This window comes from Tenacibaculum sp. XPcli2-G (assembly GCF_024124505.1).
Classification (GTDB): Bacteria; Bacteroidota; Bacteroidia; order Flavobacteriales; family Flavobacteriaceae; genus Polaribacter; species Polaribacter mesophilus.
On record NZ_JAMXSH010000003.1, the window covers coordinates 303,050 to 322,496 of the forward strand.

The following is a 19,447-nucleotide window of genomic DNA, read 5'->3' on the forward strand; positions in this document are numbered from 1 at the left end:
AAAATAATTACTTTTGCAGATAATGAAATTTACAGCAAAACAAATAGCCGATATTTTAGAAGGAGAGATTGATGGAAATCCAGGAGCTGAAGTATCCACACTTTCTAAGATAGAAGAAGGCAAGCAAGGTTCTTTAACCTTTTTATCAAACCCAAAATATAACTCATATATATATACAACCAAAGCATCGGTAGCTATTGTAAATAAAAGTTTTATTCCTGAAAAGGAAATAGAAACTACTTTGATTAAAGTAGAAGATGCGTATAAAGCATTTTCAAAACTTCTGGAGTTTTACAATGAGGTAAAGAATAATAAGCAAGGAAGAGAAAATCCTCATTTTATTGCTGAATCAGCTACTATTGGAGATAACGAGTACATTGGAGCTTATGCTTATGTTGGAGAAAATGTGGTTTTAGGTAATAATGTTAAAATTTATCCTAATTCTTATATAGGCGATAATGTTACTATTGGCGATAATACAGTTGTTTTTGCAGGAGTAAAAATTTACTCTGAAACCGTTGTAGGTGATAATTGTAAGATACATTCAGGAACAGTTATTGGAGCAGATGGTTTTGGATTTGCACCAGATGAAAATGGAGAATATAAAGCAATTCCACAAATAGGAAACGTTATTATAGAAGATAATGTAGACGTGGGGTCTAATTCAACTATTGATAGAGCTACTCTTGGATCTACAATAATTAGAAAAGGAGTAAAATTAGATAACCAAATTCAGATAGCTCATAATGTAGAGATTGGTAAAAATACCGTGATAGCTTCTCAAACAGGGATTGCAGGATCAACTAAAATAGGAGAAAACTGTATGATTGGAGGTCAAGTAGGTATTGTTGGTCATATCACTATTGGAAATAATGTGAAGATCCAAGCCCAATCAGGGATAGGAAAAAGTTTAAAAGATGAAGAAGTAGTACAAGGTTCTCCAGCATTTGGATATTCAGACTACAGTAAGTCATATGTACACTTTAAAAACTTACCAAAATTAGCAACTACAATACATAAAATAGAAAAAGAGTTGAATGCTCAAAAAATAAAAAATGAGTAAGAAACAAAAAACAATACAAAACGAAGTTACATTATCAGGTGTTGGATTGCACACTGGTAATGAAGTTACAATGGTTTTTAAACCAGCTCCAGAAAATCATGGATTTGCTTTTAAGCGAGTAGATTTAGAAGGGGAACCCGTGATAGAAGCAAAAGCTGATTATGTAACAAATACACAAAGAGGAACAAACCTTGAAAAAAATGGCGTTCAAATACAAACATCTGAACACGTTTTAGCTGCAGCAGTTGGATTAGATATTGATAATTTATTGATAGAGATTAATGCTTCTGAACCTCCAATTATGGATGGATCTTCTAAGTTCTTTATTGAAGCTCTAGAAAAAGCAGGAATTGTTGAACAAGAAGCTGAAATAGAGGAGTATGTAGTAAAAGAAATTATTTCATACAAAGATGAAGTAACTGGAAGTGAAATTATTTTAATGCCATCAGATGAGTACCAAGTAACTACTATGGTAGATTTTGGGACTAAAATATTAGGAACTCAAAATGCAACATTAAATACGATTTCAGACTTTAAAGAAGAAATTTCAGCAGCAAGAACATTTAGTTTCTTACACGAAATTGAAATGTTGTTAGAAAATGATTTAATCAAAGGTGGAGATTTGAATAACGCTATTGTCTATGTCGACAAAGAGTTGTCTGACAGTACAATGGAAAAGTTAAAAAAAGCCTTTAAAAAAGACAACATAACAGTAAAGCCTAACGGAGTTTTAGACAACTTAACATTACATTGGGCTAATGAAGCTGCACGTCATAAGCTGTTAGATGTTATTGGTGATTTAGCTTTAGCAGGTGTTAGAATTAAAGGAAAAGTAATAGCAAACAAGCCAGGGCATTCTGTAAACACTGCTTTTGCTAAGAAATTAGCTAAAATCATAAAAAAGGAAAAAAGAAACAATGTTCCTTCCTATGATTTAAACCAACCACCATTAATGGATATCCATAAAATAATGGATATTTTACCTCACAGACCACCATTTTTATTGATTGATAGAATTATTGAATTATCAGACAAGCATGTGGTAGGTATGAAAAATGTAACAATGAATGAAAATTTTTTTGTTGGACATTTCCCTGGAGCACCAGTTATGCCAGGAGTTCTTCAAGTGGAGGCTATGGCACAATGTGGAGGAGTTTTAGTATTAAATACAGTTCCTGACCCAGAAAACTATTTAACATACTTCATGAAAATGGATAATGTTAAATTCAAGCAAAAAGTATTACCAGGAGATACATTAATATTTAAAAGTGAATTAATAACTCCAATAAGAAGAGGTATTGCTCATATGCAAGCTTATGCATACGCTAATGGAAAATTGGTGTGTGAAGCAGAGCTTATGGCACAAATTTCAAAAGTAAAATAATATGAATCAACCACTTGCGTACGTACACCCTCAAGCAAAAATAGCTAGAAATGTAGTTATTGAACCTTTTACTACGATTCATGCAAATGTAGAAATTGGATCAGGAACATGGATAGGTTCTAATGTAACTATCATGGAAGGTGCACGCATCGGTAAAAATTGTCGAATTTTTCCAGGAGCTGTAATTTCAGCAATCCCTCAAGATTTAAAGTATAATGATGAGGATACGACTGTAGAAATAGGAGATAATGTAACCATAAGAGAGTGTGTAACCATTAATAGAGGAACACTTGATAGAATGAGAACAGTTATTGGTGATAACTGTTTAATAATGGCTTACTGTCATATTGCGCACGATTGTAAAGTGGGAGATAATTGTATCTTTTCAAATAATTCAACATTAGCAGGACACGTAACTGTTGGTGATAATGTAGTGTTAGCAGGTATGGTGGCAGTACATCAATTTGCTTCTGTAGGTAATCATGCCTTTGTAACAGGTGGATCCTTGGTACGTAAAGATGTTCCTCCTTATGTAAAAGCAGCAAGAGAACCTTTATCATATGTGGGGATCAATTCTGTAGGATTAAGAAGAAGAGGATTTAGCACTGAAAAAATAAGAGAAATTCAAGACGTTTACCGTATATTGTTTCAAAAAAATTATAATAATACTCAGGCTATAGATATTATAGAGGCTGAAATGGAAGCAACTTCAGAAAGAGATGAGATTATTCAGTTTATCAAAGATTCGCATCGTGGAATCATGAAAGGATATTTTAAAGCAAATTAATTATTAAAATTGCACTTAAAGAGCAATACTATAAAGATCAAAATAAATGGCATCAACATCAGATATTAAAAAAGGTTTATGTATAAAGTATAATCACGACATATTCAAAATTATTGAGTTTTTACATGTAAAGCCAGGAAAAGGACCTGCTTTTGTTCGTACGAAACTTAAAAGCGTTACCTCCGGAAAAGTAATTGATAATACCTTTTCTGCAGGACATAAAATTGATGACGTTCGTGTAGAAACACATAAGTTTCAGTATTTATACCCTGAAGGAGATTTATATCACTTCATGAATACGGAAGATTATAACCAAATTACACTTCAAAAATCAGTATTAGATGCTCCAGATTTAATGAAAGAAGGAGAAGTTGTTACTGTTTTGATTAATACTGAAGATGGAATGCCGTTATCAGTAGAAATGCCTTCTCATGTTATTTTAGAGGTAACTCATACTGAACCAGGTGTAAAAGGTAATACTGCAACAAATGCAACTAAACCAGCAACCGTTGAAACTGGAGCAAGAATTAATGTTCCTTTATTTATTAATGAAGGAGACAAAATAAAAATAGATACAGAAAAAGGAGCTTACACAGAGCGTATCAAAGAATAAATATACTATTATTATTCCCGCTTTGGCGGGAATTTCTTTTTAAAGATGAAATTTAAACAGCCTCAAACCTTAGAGCAGATTGCTACTTTACTAAATGTAAAGTTTATAGGAAAAAATAGTTTTCCTATAACAGGAATTAATGAAATTCATGTAGTAGAAAAAGGAGATATAGTCTTCGTAGATCATCCAAAATACTACGATAAAGCATTAAATTCAGCTGCTACAACAATACTAATAAATAAAAAAGTAGATTGCCCTGAAGGTAAAACATTATTAATCTCTGAAGATCCTTTTAGAGATTTTAATAAAATAACAAAATATTTCAACCCTTTTATAGCTTCAAAAAGTAGTATTGCTGAATCTGCTATTATAGGAGAAAAAACTGTTATACAACCAAACGTTTTCATAGGAGAAAACGTAAAAATTGGAAAAAATTGTTTAATACATGCAAATGTGTCAATTAACAATAACTGTATAATAGGAGATAATGTAACAATCCATGCCAATACAGTTTTAGGAGCAGATGCATTCTATTATAAAAACAGACCAGAAGGTTTTGATAAACTAATTTCTGGAGGTAGAGTAGTACTTGAAGATAATGTAGATTTAGGAGCTTCTTGTACAATTGATAGAGGTGTAACCGGAGATACTTTAATAGGTGCTGGATCAAAAATAGATAATCAAGTTCATATAGGTCATGATACAGTAATAGGTAAAAAGTGTTTAATAGCAGCTCAAACAGGTATTGCAGGATGTACTGTTATTGAAGATGAAGTAACTATTTGGGGACAAGTGGGAATTGTTAGTGGCTTAACTATAGAAAAAGGAACCGTTTTAATGGCGCAAACAGGTGTGATGAAATCTTTAAAAAAGGGAATCTATTTTGGTACACCACAAAAAGAATACCGTCAAAAAATGCGTGAAGTAATTTATTTAAAAAACGAAACTAATAAACAAAAAAAGTAACGTAAAATTAATTGTGAAAACACAATTAAAAAGTTATTTTTGTCTGTCTTAAAAAAAATAATAAAAAGCAAACCAATGAGTGTTTTAGTAAATAAAGATTCAAAAATTATAGTTCAAGGTTTTACAGGTAGCGAAGGAACTTTCCACGCTGGCCAAATGATCGATTACGGAACAAACGTAGTTGGAGGTGTAACACCAGGTAAAGGAGGTCAAGAGCATTTAGGAAAGCCAGTTTTTAATACAGTTGATGAGGCTGTACAAAAAGCAGGAGCTGATACCTCTATTATTTTTGTACCACCAGCATTTGCTGCTGATGCTATTATGGAAGCTGCTGAAGCAGGAATTAAAGTAATTATTTGTATTACCGAAGGAATTCCTACTGCTGACATGGTAAAAGTAAAAGCTTACATTGATCAATTAGATTGTACTTTAGTAGGACCTAACTGTCCAGGAGTAATTACTCCAGAAGAAGCTAAAGTAGGAATTATGCCAGGATTTATCTTCAAAAAAGGTAAAGTAGGTATTGTTTCTAAATCAGGAACTTTAACGTATGAAGCTGCTGATCAAGTTGTAAAACAGGGTTACGGAATTACTACAGCTATTGGTATTGGTGGAGATCCAATTATTGGAACTACTACTAAAGAAGCCGTTGAGTTATTAATGAATGATGATGAAACTGAAGCAATTGTAATGATTGGTGAAATTGGAGGTAATTTAGAAGCGGAAGCTGCTCGATGGATTAAGGCTGATGGAAATCGTAAACCAGTTGTTGGTTTTATTGCAGGTCAAACTGCTCCAGCTGGTAGAACAATGGGACATGCAGGTGCTATTGTTGGTGGTGCTGATGATACAGCGCAAGCAAAAATGAAAATTTTAGCAGAAAATGGAGTACACGTTGTAGAGTCTCCTGCTAAAATTGGAGAAATGGTAGCTAAGGTTTTAGCATAACTTTAAAAATAATAAGTTTTTAACATTTTTTGTTAAAATTTAACCACAAATTATTTTAAAGTCCGTTGAATTTGTAAATTCAACGGACTTTTTAATTTAATCAAAACTAAATATTAATGAAAACAATTAAGTTGCTATTTATTAGCATGTTGCTTATTACTGCTATTGGGTGTAAGCAAACGACTACTTCAGAAAAAGAGGTAAAGACAGAGCAAAAACAGGATGTCAACGGTTTTAATTACGAAACTGTTACTAACGACCCCACAGGTTTACGCTTATATACTTTAGACAATGGTCTTAAAGTATATTTAAGTAAAAATACTGATGAACCTAAAATTCAAACCTACATTGCAGTAAGAGCAGGTTCAAATTACGATCCAAAAGAATCTACAGGTTTAGCGCACTATTTAGAGCATATGGTGTTTAAAGGAACTCATAAAATTGGTACAGTAGATTGGGAGAAGGAAAAAGAATATTTAGATAAGATTTCTAGTTTATATGAACAACATAGAACAGAAGAAGATGTAGAAAAAAAGAAAGCAATTTACCAAGAAATTGATAAGGTTTCTTTAGAAGCATCAAACTATTCTGTGGCAAATGAATATGATAAAATGACTGCATCTTTAGGAGCAACAGGAACTAACGCACATACTTGGTTTGAAGAGACTGTTTATAAAAACAAGATACCTGCAAACGAATTAAATAAATGGTTAGACTTAGAAGCAGAACGTTTTAGTACTTTAGTATTGCGATTATTCCATACAGAATTAGAAGCTGTATTTGAAGAGTTTAACAGAGGTCAAGATAACGATTTTAGAAAGCGTTATGCAGCAATGTTAGACGGTTTATTTCCTAATCATCCTTACGGTCAGCAAACTACAATTGGTACAGGTCAACACTTGAAAAATCCTTCAATGATTGATATTCATAATTATTTCGATAAGTATTATGTGCCAAATAATATGGCTGTGGTATTAGTAGGGGATTTAGATTTTGATGCTACTATTAAAAAAGTAAGTGAAACTTTTGGTAAAATGGAGAAGAAAGAATTAGTTCACCCAACATTACCAAAAGAAGAGCCAATTACTCAACCAATTATTAAAGAAGTTTTTGGCCCTACTGCAGAATCAATATCTATTGCTTATAGATCAAAAGGAGTAAACACTGAAGAAGAAAAGTTTGTTACACTTTGTGATATGATTATGGCTAATGGTAATGCAGGTTTATTAGATTTAAATTTAAATCAAAAGCAAGTAGTACAAAGAGCAAGTTGTTCTCCAACATTTTTAAATGATTATGGTTACCATTCTTTTATAGGAAACCCTAAATCAGGACAAACTTTAGATGAAGTTAAAGACTTAATATTAGAGCAAATTGAAAAATTAAAGAAAGGAGAGTTTGAAGATTGGATGATTGACGCTGTTGTAAATGATTTAAAATTAAGTCAAACTCGTCAGTATGAGAATAATACAGCTTTAGCTAGCGCTTATTTTAATGCATTTATTCATCATGAAAATTGGTCTGATAAGGTGAAATTTTTAGATGATTTAAAAAAGGTTTCTAAGCAAGAATTAGTAGATTTTGCTAACAAATTTTATCAGAATAATTATGTTGTAACTTATAAACGTAAAGGGGAAGATAAAAATGTTGTAAAAGTTCAAAACCCAGGAATTACTCCAGTTAACTTAAATAGAGATAAAAGTTCAGAGTTTTTAAAGGAGTTCAATAAAATTGAATCAGCTCCTTTACAACCAAAGTTCATCGATTATAAAACAGCTATAAAAGAAACTAAAATGGCAAATGATATTAAAGTTTCTTATGTTTTAAATGAAAAGAATGACTTATTTGACTTGAACATCATTTTTGATATGGGTAGAGATAATGATAAAAAATTAAGTCTTGCTGCTGGATACTTAGAGTATATAGGAACAGATAAATATTCTGCTGAAGAAATTAAAAAAGAGTTTTACAAGTTAGGAGTAGATTATTATGTAAGCGCCCAAGATGATAAAACTTACGTAGGCTTACGTGGATTGAAAGAAAATTTACCAAAAGGTTTAGAATTGTTAGAGCATTTATGGGAAAACGCTAAAGCTGATCAAGATGCGTATGATAAGTATGTTGAGAAAATCTACAAAGGTCGTCAAGATGGTAAAACTCAAAAAGAAAATATCCTTTGGAATGGTTTATATAGCTACGGAAAATATGGAGAAAATTCTCGTTTAAGAAATATCATGCAAATTGATGAGTTAAAAGCTATCGACCCTGAAGAACTTGTAAACATTGTAAAAGGAATGAAAAATTACAAGCAACGTATTTTCTATTATGGTAAAGATGTAGATGATGCTGTGGCTGCATTAAACAATCATCATAAAATTTTAGGAGAGTTAAAAGATTATCCTGCTGCTAAAGAATATGCTGAAACTGAAACTGGTGGAAATGTTTTTTATACTGATTATGACATGGTACAAACTGAAATGCTATTTTTAGCTAAAGGAGAACCATTCAAACCAGAAAACTTAGCAGCTTCAACATTATTCAACACCTATTTTGGTAGTGGATTATCATCAATCGTTTTCCAAGAAATACGTGAATCTAAATCGTTAGCATATTCAGCATTTGCATCGTATAGTAATGCTAGTAAAAAAGAAGATCCTAACTATGTAATGGCGTATGTTGGTACTCAGGCAAATAAGTTAGAGCAAGCGGTAGATGCTATGATGGATTTAATGAATAACATGCCAGAAGCAGAAAAGCAATTCAATGCAGCTAAAGAAGCTACACTTAAGAAGTTAGCAGCTCAAAGAATTACAAAATCAAACATTTTTTGGTCTTACGAAAGATTAAAAAAGTTAGGTATTGATAATGACAATAGAGAAGAAATGTACAACACCATTAAAAATATGGAAATGCAAGATTTAAAAGCATTTTTTGATAAAAATGTAAAAGGAGAATCTTACAACGTAATGGTGATTGGTAATAAAAAAGATTTAGATGTTAAGTCGTTACAAAAATTAGGTAAAATAAAAGAACTAGATGTAGATTATTTATTTAATTATGTAAACGAAAAGAAGATAAAATCTTAATTTATTAAAGTTTATATCAATATAAAATCCTGCTAAAAAATAATCTTTAGCAGGATTTTCTTTTTATATTTGACCCTATTAAAACAACTAATAAATGAAACTTTTAGAAAATAAAACAGCAATTATTACAGGAGCTACTAGAGGAATTGGTAGAGGAATTGCATTAGAGTTTGCAAACCAAGGGTGTAATGTTGCATTTACTTATAACTCTTCTGTTGAGGCAGCAACTGCTTTAGAAAATGAATTGAAAGAATTAGGGGTAAACGCTAAAGGATATCAATCTAATGCGGCAGAGTTTGATGCAGCTCAAGAGTTGACAAAAAATGTTTTAGCAGAATTCGGAACTATTGATATATTAGTAAACAACGCAGGTATTACAAAAGATAATTTATTAATGCGTATTTCTGAAGAGGATTTTGATAAAGTAATCGAAGTAAATTTAAAATCAGTTTTCAATTTAACCAAAGCAGTGATTCGTCCGATGATGAAGCAACGTGCAGGATCAATTATTAATATGAGTTCTGTAGTTGGATTAAAAGGAAATGCAGGTCAAGCAAATTATGCAGCTTCAAAAGCAGGAATTTTAGGATTTTCAAAATCAGTAGCTTTAGAGTTAGGTTCTCGTAATATTCGTAGTAATGTTGTTGCTCCAGGTTTTATTGAAACTGAAATGACTGCAAAATTAGATGAAAAAGTAGTTGAAGGTTGGAGAAACGAAATTCCTTTAAAAAGAGGAGGAACTCCAGAAGATATTGCAAATGCCTGTGTGTTTTTAGCATCAGATATGAGTTCATATATTACTGGTCAAACATTATCAGTTGACGGAGGAATGTTGACATAAAATTTGACTTACTTATAAAATTCAAAAAAGCCTGTATTATTTTTAATACAGGCTTTTTTGAATTAAGAGGGATTGCATTTGGGGGACAAATTAACAAACTCAACTTAAGGAGAAATAAGTTTTAAGAGAGAGTTTAGTTATTAATGATTTATAAAATTGAAACAGCATGTAGCGAAAACAAGTACTAAGAGTGTTTGAATTTTACAACTCATTAAATTCTTTTGGGATTATAAGGGAATCATTTATGCGATCATTTTTTTTTGTAATCTTCAAAGGTTCCATCATCGTATAGAACTAAAATATTTTTGATTTCTCTAAAAGCGGCTGATTCTTTTGGTTTCATAGTACTCTCTGAGAATTGCGTATTTGATTTTTTTTCGGATTCTTGGTCAAATACTATATTTTCAGTAAACAGAGAAGGAGCTTCATTTTTCTCTATATTTATCTCTTTCTCTTGATTTTTTACATTTGGAGGAAAACTACCTTTACCGTATACTAACCAATTTAGGTTAACTTCATCAAAAGCCGTTTCAACTTTTATAATAAAATCTAAGCTCGGTTTATTTCTTCCTGATAATAGGTGAGAAATGCTAGATCTTGGAACATCAATTTTATCAGCAAAGCTTGACGCTGATAAATTGTAATAGTCTAATATCTGTTTTAATCTTTCAATCATTTGTTTACTAATGTAAATGCTAGAGGTTGTTTACGATTGTAAATATATGATATTTCATAACTGTAAACAATAAAAATTTAAAATTTCTTCGAAATAATTCAAAACAATGTGATTGGATACTTTAATAAACAATACGTAATTAACTAATAAACAAGTCTTTAAGTTTTTATATAGAGAGAATTTATTCTTTTGCTAAATATCTCTATTTACATTTGTGATTAAGTTAATTGTTTATTTTATTGAGTTTATAAATGTAAAAACCTCTCTTTTTTAATAAATATAATGTGCTTAAATAAACATTTATCCTTATTTAACAGACTTAAACATCAAATAAGCAACTTTAAGGTTAATAATAATGACTCTTCAGAAGTAATAGTTTAAATAAATATAAATAAGGCTATAACCTTTATAGTACTTCAATAATTACTTTCAATTACTTATGAGTTTAATCATATCCTTTCAAAGTGCTTATATAAATTTATTATGTACTTAGAATAGAAGTTAAATAAGAAGAATATTACAAATGTTACCATAAATCAATAGTTAACAAATGTAAATCATGTGTTTTTATGTTTACTTTTGTAAAAAAAGAAAGCACCCTGTTTACAGAGTGCTTTTTGTAGTTGAGAATGTAGTATTCTACTTATTTTTTATTCTCTATCCATTTTCTTGCATTAACAAAAGCTTCTAACCAAGGTGAAACTTCATCTTTTCTGTCTTGTGGATAGTTAGCCCAGTTCCATTGGAAAGTAGAACGTTCAATATGTGGCATAGTTACTAAATGACGACCAGTCTTATCACATAGCATTGCTGTGTTATAATCTGAACCGTTTGGATTGTTAGGATATCCTTCATATCCATACTTAGCAACAATATTATAATTATCTTCAGTTTCAGGTAAATTGAATTTTCCTTCTCCGTGAGAAATCCAAACTCCTAATTCTGTTCCAGCCAAACTAGATAACATTACTGAATTATTTTCCTGAACTTTTACAGATGTAAATGAACTTTCGTGCTTTTTAGAATCGTTGTGTAACATCTTACCATGTTCGTTATGTTCTGGATTGATTAATTCTAACTCCATAAACAATTGACACCCGTTACAAATACCAACAGAAAGTGTATCTTCTCTGTTAAAGAAGTTTTTCAAAGCAGTGTTCGCTTTTTCATTATATAAAAATGCTCCAGCCCATCCTTTAGCAGAACCCAAAACATCTGAATTAGAAAAACCTCCAACAGCTCCAATAAATTGAATATCTTCTAAAGTTTCACGACCAGAAATTAAATCAGTCATGTGAACATCCTTCACATCAAAACCAGCTAAATACATAGCATTTGCCATTTCACGTTCCGAGTTTGAACCCTTTTCACGAATAATAGCAGCTTTAGGTCTGTTAGTTACAGTACCCACAGTATCAGTAAGTTTTCCAGTAAAATGCGTTGGGAACGTATATTGTAAAGGTTGGTTCTTATAATTATCAAAACGATCTTTAGCTAAATCATTAGCTGTTTGTTTTTGATCTAATAAATAAGAAGTCTTGTACCAAGTATCTCTTAATCCAGCAATTGATAAAGCAAATACATCTGATCCATTTTTAATATTTAAACGATCAGACTCAGTTACCGAACCAATTTTAAAAAATTCAATGTTATTATCAGCTAAAGTTTGTTCTATAGAAGCGTCGGTTGCTTGCAAAACAATTCCTGAATTTTCAGCAAATAACAACTTGATACTATCAGCTTCATTTAAAGCAGATAAATCTAAGTTTGCACCTACATTTACATCTGCAAAACACAATTCTAATAAAGTAGTAATCAATCCTCCAGATGCAACATCGTGACCAGCAACGATTTTTCCTTCTTTAATTAAATTTTGTAAAACATTAAATGCTGATTTAAAGAACTCATTATTAGTAATTGTAGGAGCAGAGTTTCCTAACTTATTTACTATCTGTGCAAATGAACTTCCTCCTAATTTAAAATCATCTTGCGATAAATTGATGTAATAGATATCTCCTTTGTTTGGTTGTAAAACAGGTTCTACTACTTTAGTAATATCATTACAGTTAGCCGCAGCTGAAATAACAACAGTTCCTGGAGAAATTACTTCTTCATTAGGATATTTTTGTTTCATTGATAAAGAATCTTTTCCTGTTGGAACATTGATTCCTAAATCGATTGAAAAATCCGAAATAGCCTTCACAGCTTTGTATAAGCGAGCATCTTCACCTTCATTTTTACAAGGCCACATCCAGTTTGCTGATAATGAAACCGATTGCAAACCGTCTTTTAAAGGAGCCCATACAATATTCGTTAATGCTTCAGCAATTGAGTTTTTGCTTCCTGCTTCTGGATCAATCAACCCAGAAATAGGAGAGTGCCCAATTGTAGTAGCAACTCCTTCTTTACCTTTATAATCTAATGCCATTACCCCAACATTGTTTAGCGGGATTTGTAAAGAACCAACACATTGTTGCTTCGCTACTTTTCCTCCAACACAACGGTCAACTTTATTCGTCAACCAATCTTTACAAGCAACAGCTTCTAATTGTAAAACTTGTTCTAAGTAGTTAGTGAAGTTTTCTTTAGAATAGTCAACATCAGCATAATTACGATCAACTGTATTATCAGTCATAATCGTTTTAGGAGAACTACCAAACATATCTTCTAAAGCTAAATCCATTGGTTTGTTTCCATTGGTTTTAGATTCAAAAGTAAAACGGTGGTCACCAGTAACATCACCAACAGTGTACATTGGTGAACGCTCACGTTCAGCAATCTTATTAAGGGTGTCGATATGCTTCTCAGCAATTACTAATCCCATACGTTCTTGAGATTCGTTACCGATAATCTCTTTATCAGATAGGGTAGGATCCCCAACAGGTAGTTTATCTAAGTCGATTTTTCCACCAGTATCTTCTACTAATTCTGATAAACAGTTTAAGTGTCCACCAGCTCCGTGATCGTGAATAGAAACGATAAAATTTTCATCACTTTCTACCATACCACGAACCGCATTGGCAGCACGTTTTTGCATTTCAGGATTTGAACGCTGAATTGCGTTTAACTCAATTCCTGTTGAAAACTCTCCAGTATCAGCAGAAGAAACCGCAGCTCCTCCCATACCAATACGGTAATTTTCACCACCTAAAATTACTATTTTATCTCCTTCTTGTGGAGTATCTTTTAATGCTTGTTCTTTTTTACCATATCCGATACCACCTGCTTGCATAATTACTTTATCGAAACCAAGTTTGCGAGCATCTTCTTCATGTTCAAAAGTAAGAACAGAACCACAGATTAATGGCTGACCAAATTTATTACCGAAATCAGAAGCTCCGTTAGAAGCTTTGATTAAAATATCCATAGGAGTTTGGTATAACCACTTACGTTCGTCCATTCCTTTTTCCCAAGGACGATTTTCTTCTAAACGAGAGTAAGAAGTCATATAAACAGCTGTTCCTGCTAATGGCAACGATCCTTTTCCTCCAGCTAATCTATCACGAATTTCACCTCCTGAACCTGTTGCAGCACCATTGAAAGGCTCAACAGTAGTAGGGAAGTTGTGTGTTTCAGCTTTTAATGAAATAACAGATTCAAATTCTTTTGTTTCGTAAAAATCTGGTTTATCTGCGCTTTTAGGAGCAAATTGCTCTACTTTTGGACCTTTAACAAAAGCAACATTGTCTTTATAAGCAGATACAATATCGTTAGGGTTTTGCTTAGAGGTTTCTTTAATTAACTTGAATAAAGAAGTTGGCATTTCTTCACCATCAATAACAAAAGTACCGTTGAAAATTTTATGACGGCAGTGTTCTGAATTTACTTGAGAAAATCCAAATACTTCAGAATCTGTTAACCTTCTTCCAATTTTAGTTGCTACTTCTTCTAAATAAGAAATTTCTTCACCACTTAAAGCCAACCCTTCTTGCTCATTGTAAGCAGCAATATCATCAATTTCTAAAATTGGTTCAGGTTGAATATCAATGGTAAAAGTTTCTTGGTTTAATCCATCAAATTTTTGAGAAATCATTGGGTCGAAGTCAGAAAAATCATTAGCTACTGCATCAAATTCTTCAATTCTGATAATTCCAGAAATTCCCATATTTTGAGTAATTTCAACGGCGTTAGTACTCCAAGGAGTAATCATAGCTGCTCTAGGGCCAACAAAAAAGGCGTCAAGAGACGCCGCGTTTATTTTCGGTTGGTTGCCAAATAACCAAGTTAACTTCGAAATTGTTTCAGATGTTAATTCTTCTGTTGTTTGAACAGCAAAAACCTTGCTGTTTACGTTTCCAAAGAAATGAATCATTGTTAGTTGTGTTTGTGTATGTTTTTGAAAGGTGTAAATTTAATTCTTTTGGATGAAATAAAAGCATAAAAAAAGCAGCAAAATTTTGCTGCTTTTTTCGTTTAAAGATTAAGATGATTAATATTTTTTAAAAAATCACTTTCATAATACATTTCTTGTTCAAAACGATTTTTTTGTAAATTATCTATCACCTGTATATTGGAAGGTTTTTGAGTTTTTGAAGCTATACCTTTTATGTTATCTAAAACAGTTTTTAATAAAATTTCGTTTTCATTTCCAAATGGTAAAAAATTATCCCAACTGGCAAATTCATTAATATCTATATCTGCAGCAAAACCGTTAACATAATCACTTTGATTTAACTTGTTAAATATTTGGAAAGTAATAGGCTGCATAGCCATTTTGTGAGTAGTATTAGCTTTGCTTTTATCGGTGTAATCTGTAGTTGGAGAATCGTATAACGTAATAGATCCAACATTTTTACCATAGGTAGTTTTACCAACAGTAACCACATCAATATAAGGTCTTAAGCCATTTATTATCATTTCACTAGCAGAAGCTGTATTACTTGAAGTTATAACATAAATTTTAGAAAGCCCTGTGAGTCTATTTAAAGGAATATCTTGACCTTCTAAATAACTTCCATCAGAGTCATACTGAAAAATACCATTTAAAAAAGGTAATATAAAGCTTCTGTCAGTATGTTTTTTGTTATAAATAGTTTTAGCAAAAACATCTTGCTCAGCAGCTCCTTCACCGTAAATCATACTGGCTAAGTATCCACAAGTTAATACAGAGCCACCTCCATTGTATCTAAAATCTAATATTAATTCTTGTATTCCTTCTGCTTTAAAATTAGCAAAAGCATTATTAAGTTCTTTATCGTAAGAAGACCTAAACCCATTGTAAACTAAGTAACCTACTTTTTTACCATTTATATTATTAAAAACTTTAGCTAGCTGTATAGCATTATCATTAACTTCTCTTTTAGTTAAAGTTATTTTTGATTTTTCAGTAACTCCATCATTTTCACCTAAAATAAATTCGGCAGTTTCATTATAGTAATTTTTTATAAGTGCATCGAAGTTGGTTGTAGTAAATTTTTGACCATCTATACCAATTATAATATCACCTCTTTTTAATCCTTTTTCTGAAGCTGGTGAATTATCAGATACTTTAGTTACTAATAAGATAATATTGGTATCATTAATTTTTATGGACGTAGGTCTAAAGCCAAAACTAGTACTGGTGCCTTGAAAAGCCTTTTCTTGTTCAATATAGTCTTCAATAAACCAAGAAAACTTATCTACTTTTTGATATTTATACAGTAAGCTTTTAAATAAATCGTTTGGAGTACCGTATGAGTTTAAGTAAGTATAATACTCATTTATATTATCATCTTTACTATCTGCTAAATTAGGAATATCTTCTTGCCAATTGTACCATGAGTTCATGGCTTTCCATACAAAATTATTTACTTTATTGTTTAGTTTAACTTCATCTACTGGTTCAGCTAGTTTATCATCTTTACTACAACTTAAAAGAATTGTAAACATAAAGGATAGTAATATGATTTTTTTCATTATTTAAAGTAATTATATATTAATTTATAAACAATATAACATATAAAATATCACTTACCCTATTTTTTTACAAAAAAATTAATTTTTATCAGGTATTCTGTTTCTTTCTATTTTACCTTTTTTTACTGTTTTATAGTTTTCGTAACAATTTAAAACAGCTTCAATTAATTGTAGATCACTGGCTTTTTTTATAAAGTATTCAGAATAGTTACAGTCAGATAATAGCTTATTTAACTCTGCCCTATCCATTTCAAGATATTCCATCATAACTTCACGATCAAATTTACCAGCTAACATTTTACGCAAATCGTCTTCTTTTTTAAGCTTCTTTAATTTTTTAAGCTGTTTAGGTTTGCTTCCGAATAGGTTATATACCAAATCAACCGGATTTAAGAGTTTAGCAATAGGAGAGGAAATTTTTTGAGGCCTTCCAACTTCATACGTTTGTGGCAATCCATTGATATGTATTCTAGTAAAACGATCTTTTGGAACTTGTTTTATATCTACCTCTAAAACACCAATTAGTTCAGTTGACTTAATTACAACTTCTTTTACCTCTTCAGGCTTTTCCTCTAAAGATATAACAACTTCATTTCCTTTTAAAAGATCATTAGTAACTTTTAGCTTAATAGAAGCATAGCCTAAATAAGAAACCAACACAGTATCATTTGCTTGAGCAACAAGATCAAAGAGTCCATTTTCATTAGTAATGGTACCTACTACGCTATTAAGGTTTAAAATATGAGCTGCACTTAAAGGTTTTTTAGATTCTGAATCTATTATTTGCCCTTTTAATTTGTCTTGTGCCTGAATAGATGATATACTAAATACTATTGCTATTAGGAAGAATAATTGTTTTTGCATAAGGCGAAAATAAGAATAATAGGCTTTACACTCGTTAATAATATGTGAAATTAATTATTACTTAAATACAGGGGGTTTGTTTGTTAAATATATAAGTATATGATGTTGTTTGGTAGTTAAAACTAAAAAAAATAGATAAAAAAGTAGGGAAAACATATTTAAAGATGTTTAATAACTCCTCGAGGTCTTAATTAGTACAATGTTAAATTTAAAAAATAAATAAATGAAAAATCTAAAAATACTTGGATTAACCCTTTTTTCAATTATTTCATGTCAAAAAGAAGATTTATTACATAACTCAGAAATAAACTCTAGCACAGAGCAAATAGCTCAATTTATAACGTCAGATATTCCTGATGGTATTCATAATTTAAATATTAAAGAACTACATGATAATAAGTCATCCAAAGCCGAAAGAGTGGCTATGGAAGAAAACTGTGTTGATAAAGAAATATCGTTTACTCAAACAGATTCAGACTTCTTTATTTTAGATGCTAATAGTTCTTTATTATGGCCAGGTAATTTAGTAGCAGCAAGATCTATACAAGAAGGAGCTCCAGTATCTATACCTATTTCAGGAGAAGACAGGAATCCAGTAGAGGTAAGAGTTAACGTGTTATCGGGAACATCTGCTTCTACTTCAAGAATAATTGAAGCGCCAACACCAGGAAAAGTACAAGACAATTTGAATTCTATTTTAAATGCATACTATAAAAGTGAAGCTAATTTTCCTGCTAGCTTTGATATTAGTATTCAAAGAATTCATGATGAAAAACAATTTCAACTTTCTTTAAATGCAGGGTACTCTGGACCAAGCGTAAAAGTATCTGGTAGTTTTGGGCTTGACTTTTCTAGCCAAAAAACAAGATATGCAGTTACTTTAAAGCAACGTTTTTTCACGGCTTCAGTGTCTCCTAAAGAAGGAATTATTGGAAAGAATGGTTGGTTTAACAGTAATGTTTCTCCAGATAGGTTAAAACCTTATGTTACTGATTATTTAGAGGTAAGTGAAGATCAACAAAATCCGTCTTCGTATATAGAGTCAGTAACTTATGGTAAACTATATACGTTAATTTATGAATCTAGTAGTAGTGCTAAGGAAGTAGAAGCAGCATTGAACTTTGCATATAAAGCAGTAGGAACAAAAGTGAATGCAGAAATAGAAGCAAGATATAAATCTATTTTCAGTGAATCGACTGTTAAAGTAAAGCAGTTAGGAGGAAATGCAACTTCAGGAATAGCATCATCTTTAGCTGCTATGGCTAATAATTTAGATAGAGTTGTTGATTTTTTAAAAGAAGGAGCAGAGGTGTCAGTTGATAATCCAGGATATCCTATCTCATATAAAGTGAATTATACATATGATAATAGACCTTTCAAAGTAAGTTCAAATTTAGAGTATACTATCAAAGAATGTGATTTAGTGTATTATGATAAAATAAGAGTAGATCCAACTAATGTAGCATTATATGGAAGTGATCATGGAACTAGTGGAGCTGAGCTTTTTGGTAGGTTTTATGTAGAAAAATATGATCAAGAATTAGGATCTTGGTATTTAGCAGGAAAGAAAATTTACTGGGGATACGGAATTGAAGAACATGTAGGTTTAGACTATTATAAATTTGGACAAAAAAGAAGTGTAGCCGATGGAAAAGTAATTGACTTTATGGTAAAAGCTAAAGCAGGTGAGCGCTTTAGAATAGTTTCTGTAGTAGGTGAATGTGACTCTGGATGTTATGTTTATAGAGATGGAGTAAAGGCTTATAATGAGTATGAATATAATCTTAGTTCAAAGAAATGGGAGGATTATACAAGACACAATCCGTATGTAGATAATTATACAGTAGGAGATGGTTTTCATAATCAAACATGGAACGGTGTAAGAACCATAGTTCAAGATGATACTTGTTATTTAGACTATAACACATATATATTAAATTAAATAATTTATCTATGATTTAAGTGCAAGGAGGCTGATTAGTCTCCTTGTTTTAATTTGTATTCGGTTTTTATGATGTTTTAAATTCTACAGAAAAAATAAAAAAAGCACTATACAAAATGTATAGTGCTTTTTTTATTGTGCACGTAACAGGAGTCGAACCTGCACTTCCGTTGGAAACAAGCCCCTCAAGCCTGCGCGTCTACCAATTCCGCCATACGTGCATAAACTAAAAAAGTTAAGCATGTGCTTAACTTTTTGTGACCGGGCTGGGGCTCGAACCCAGGACCCTCTCCTTAAAAGGGAGATGCTCTACCAACTGAGCTACCCGGTCATTGCTTCTTTGTGAAAGCGGTTGCAAATATACAACTGTTCTTTGAATCAA

General features: G+C 31.4%; 13 protein-coding genes and 2 tRNA genes. 9 read left to right on the forward strand and 6 right to left on the reverse strand.

Annotated features, from left to right (window positions below):
• Positions 1 to 22 precede the first annotated feature (22 nt).
• From lpxD to fabG, 8 genes are all read left to right on the forward strand, one after another.
• Complete coding sequence (gene lpxD / locus NH341_RS09150; RefSeq protein ID WP_159614981.1) at positions 23 to 1,063, forward strand: UDP-3-O-(3-hydroxymyristoyl)glucosamine N-acyltransferase; 1,041 nt, start codon at positions 23 to 25, stop codon at positions 1,061 to 1,063.
• Complete coding sequence (locus tag NH341_RS09155; protein ID WP_253056572.1) at positions 1,056 to 2,447, forward strand: bifunctional UDP-3-O-[3-hydroxymyristoyl] N-acetylglucosamine deacetylase/3-hydroxyacyl-ACP dehydratase; 1,392 nt, start codon at positions 1,056 to 1,058, stop codon at positions 2,445 to 2,447. The genes lpxD and NH341_RS09155 overlap by 8 nt, the downstream gene beginning before the upstream one ends.
• Before the next feature lies 1 nt (position 2,448).
• A complete protein-coding gene (gene lpxA, locus NH341_RS09160) occupies positions 2,449 to 3,234 on the forward strand; it encodes an acyl-ACP--UDP-N-acetylglucosamine O-acyltransferase (RefSeq protein WP_047788758.1) in 786 nt (261 codons plus the stop codon).
• A gap of 46 nt (positions 3,235 to 3,280) precedes the next feature.
• Positions 3,281 to 3,847, forward strand: coding sequence for an elongation factor P (gene efp / locus NH341_RS09165; RefSeq protein WP_047788759.1), 567 nt, complete (start codon positions 3,281 to 3,283; stop codon positions 3,845 to 3,847).
• A 45-nt stretch (positions 3,848 to 3,892) separates the two neighbouring features.
• Positions 3,893 to 4,813, forward strand: coding sequence for a UDP-3-O-(3-hydroxymyristoyl)glucosamine N-acyltransferase (locus tag NH341_RS09170; RefSeq protein ID WP_159614980.1), 921 nt, complete (start codon positions 3,893 to 3,895; stop codon positions 4,811 to 4,813).
• 75 nt (positions 4,814 to 4,888) lie between these two features.
• Positions 4,889 to 5,761 (forward strand): succinate--CoA ligase subunit alpha, encoded by an 873-nt coding sequence (sucD, locus tag NH341_RS09175; RefSeq protein WP_099214339.1) that lies wholly within the window; start codon positions 4,889 to 4,891, stop codon positions 5,759 to 5,761.
• A 116-nt stretch (positions 5,762 to 5,877) separates the two neighbouring features.
• Positions 5,878 to 8,847: a pitrilysin family protein gene (locus tag NH341_RS09180; protein WP_253056574.1), complete on the forward strand. Its 2,970-nt coding sequence runs from the start codon at positions 5,878 to 5,880 to the stop codon at positions 8,845 to 8,847.
• A gap of 94 nt (positions 8,848 to 8,941) precedes the next feature.
• A complete protein-coding gene (fabG, locus tag NH341_RS09185; protein ID WP_159614978.1) occupies positions 8,942 to 9,688 on the forward strand; it encodes a 3-oxoacyl-[acyl-carrier-protein] reductase in 747 nt (248 codons plus the stop codon).
• A 250-nt stretch (positions 9,689 to 9,938) separates the two neighbouring features.
• Here fabG and NH341_RS09190 read toward each other — a convergent pair whose 3' ends face one another.
• From NH341_RS09190 to NH341_RS09205, 4 genes are all read right to left on the reverse strand, one after another.
• Positions 9,939 to 10,364, reverse strand: coding sequence for a helix-turn-helix transcriptional regulator (locus NH341_RS09190; protein WP_159614977.1), 426 nt, complete (start codon positions 10,362 to 10,364; stop codon positions 9,939 to 9,941).
• A gap of 643 nt (positions 10,365 to 11,007) precedes the next feature.
• Complete coding sequence (gene purL, locus NH341_RS09195) at positions 11,008 to 14,676, reverse strand: phosphoribosylformylglycinamidine synthase (RefSeq protein ID WP_159614976.1); 3,669 nt, start codon at positions 14,674 to 14,676, stop codon at positions 11,008 to 11,010.
• A gap of 101 nt (positions 14,677 to 14,777) precedes the next feature.
• Entirely contained in the window at positions 14,778 to 16,259 is a 1,482-nt protein-coding gene (locus NH341_RS09200; RefSeq protein ID WP_159614975.1) for a S41 family peptidase, read from the reverse strand.
• Between the two features lie 78 nt (positions 16,260 to 16,337).
• The gene (locus tag NH341_RS09205) at positions 16,338 to 17,123 is read right to left on the reverse strand and encodes a carboxypeptidase-like regulatory domain-containing protein (RefSeq protein WP_159614974.1); all 786 of its coding nucleotides are present in this window, start codon (positions 17,121 to 17,123) and stop codon (positions 16,338 to 16,340) included.
• Between the two features lie 223 nt (positions 17,124 to 17,346).
• Between NH341_RS09205 and NH341_RS09210 the strand changes: the two genes are divergently transcribed.
• Positions 17,347 to 19,065, forward strand: coding sequence for a thiol-activated cytolysin family protein (locus NH341_RS09210; protein WP_159614973.1), 1,719 nt, complete (start codon positions 17,347 to 17,349; stop codon positions 19,063 to 19,065).
• Positions 19,066 to 19,203: 138 nt separating this feature from the next.
• Here the strand turns inward: NH341_RS09210 and NH341_RS09215 are convergent.
• Both NH341_RS09215 and NH341_RS09220 read right to left on the reverse strand, forming a co-directional pair.
• Positions 19,204 to 19,286 (reverse strand) — tRNA-Leu (locus tag NH341_RS09215).
• Between the two features lie 37 nt (positions 19,287 to 19,323).
• Positions 19,324 to 19,396, reverse strand: a tRNA-Lys gene (locus NH341_RS09220).
• Positions 19,397 to 19,447 lie beyond the last annotated feature (51 nt).

Excerpts from the sequence above, each read along its gene's own strand:
- lpxD (WP_159614981.1), top strand. The coding sequence starts at position 23 with ATGAAATTTACAGCAAAACAAATAGCCGATATTTTAGAAGGAGAGATT.
- NH341_RS09155 (WP_253056572.1), top strand. The coding sequence starts at position 1,056 with ATGAGTAAGAAACAAAAAACAATACAAAACGAAGTTACATTATCAGGT.
- lpxA (WP_047788758.1), top strand. The coding sequence starts at position 2,449 with ATGAATCAACCACTTGCGTACGTACACCCTCAAGCAAAAATAGCTAGA.
- efp (WP_047788759.1), top strand. The coding sequence starts at position 3,281 with ATGGCATCAACATCAGATATTAAAAAAGGTTTATGTATAAAGTATAAT.
- NH341_RS09170 (WP_159614980.1), top strand. The coding sequence starts at position 3,893 with ATGAAATTTAAACAGCCTCAAACCTTAGAGCAGATTGCTACTTTACTA.
- sucD (WP_099214339.1), top strand. The coding sequence starts at position 4,889 with ATGAGTGTTTTAGTAAATAAAGATTCAAAAATTATAGTTCAAGGTTTT.
- NH341_RS09180 (WP_253056574.1), top strand. The coding sequence starts at position 5,878 with ATGAAAACAATTAAGTTGCTATTTATTAGCATGTTGCTTATTACTGCT.
- fabG (WP_159614978.1), top strand. The coding sequence starts at position 8,942 with ATGAAACTTTTAGAAAATAAAACAGCAATTATTACAGGAGCTACTAGA.
- NH341_RS09190 (WP_159614977.1), bottom strand. The coding sequence starts at position 10,364 with ATGATTGAAAGATTAAAACAGATATTAGACTATTACAATTTATCAGCG.
- purL (WP_159614976.1), bottom strand. The coding sequence starts at position 14,676 with ATGATTCATTTCTTTGGAAACGTAAACAGCAAGGTTTTTGCTGTTCAA.
- NH341_RS09200 (WP_159614975.1), bottom strand. The coding sequence starts at position 16,259 with ATGAAAAAAATCATATTACTATCCTTTATGTTTACAATTCTTTTAAGT.
- NH341_RS09205 (WP_159614974.1), bottom strand. The coding sequence starts at position 17,123 with ATGCAAAAACAATTATTCTTCCTAATAGCAATAGTATTTAGTATATCA.
- NH341_RS09210 (WP_159614973.1), top strand. The coding sequence starts at position 17,347 with ATGAAAAATCTAAAAATACTTGGATTAACCCTTTTTTCAATTATTTCA.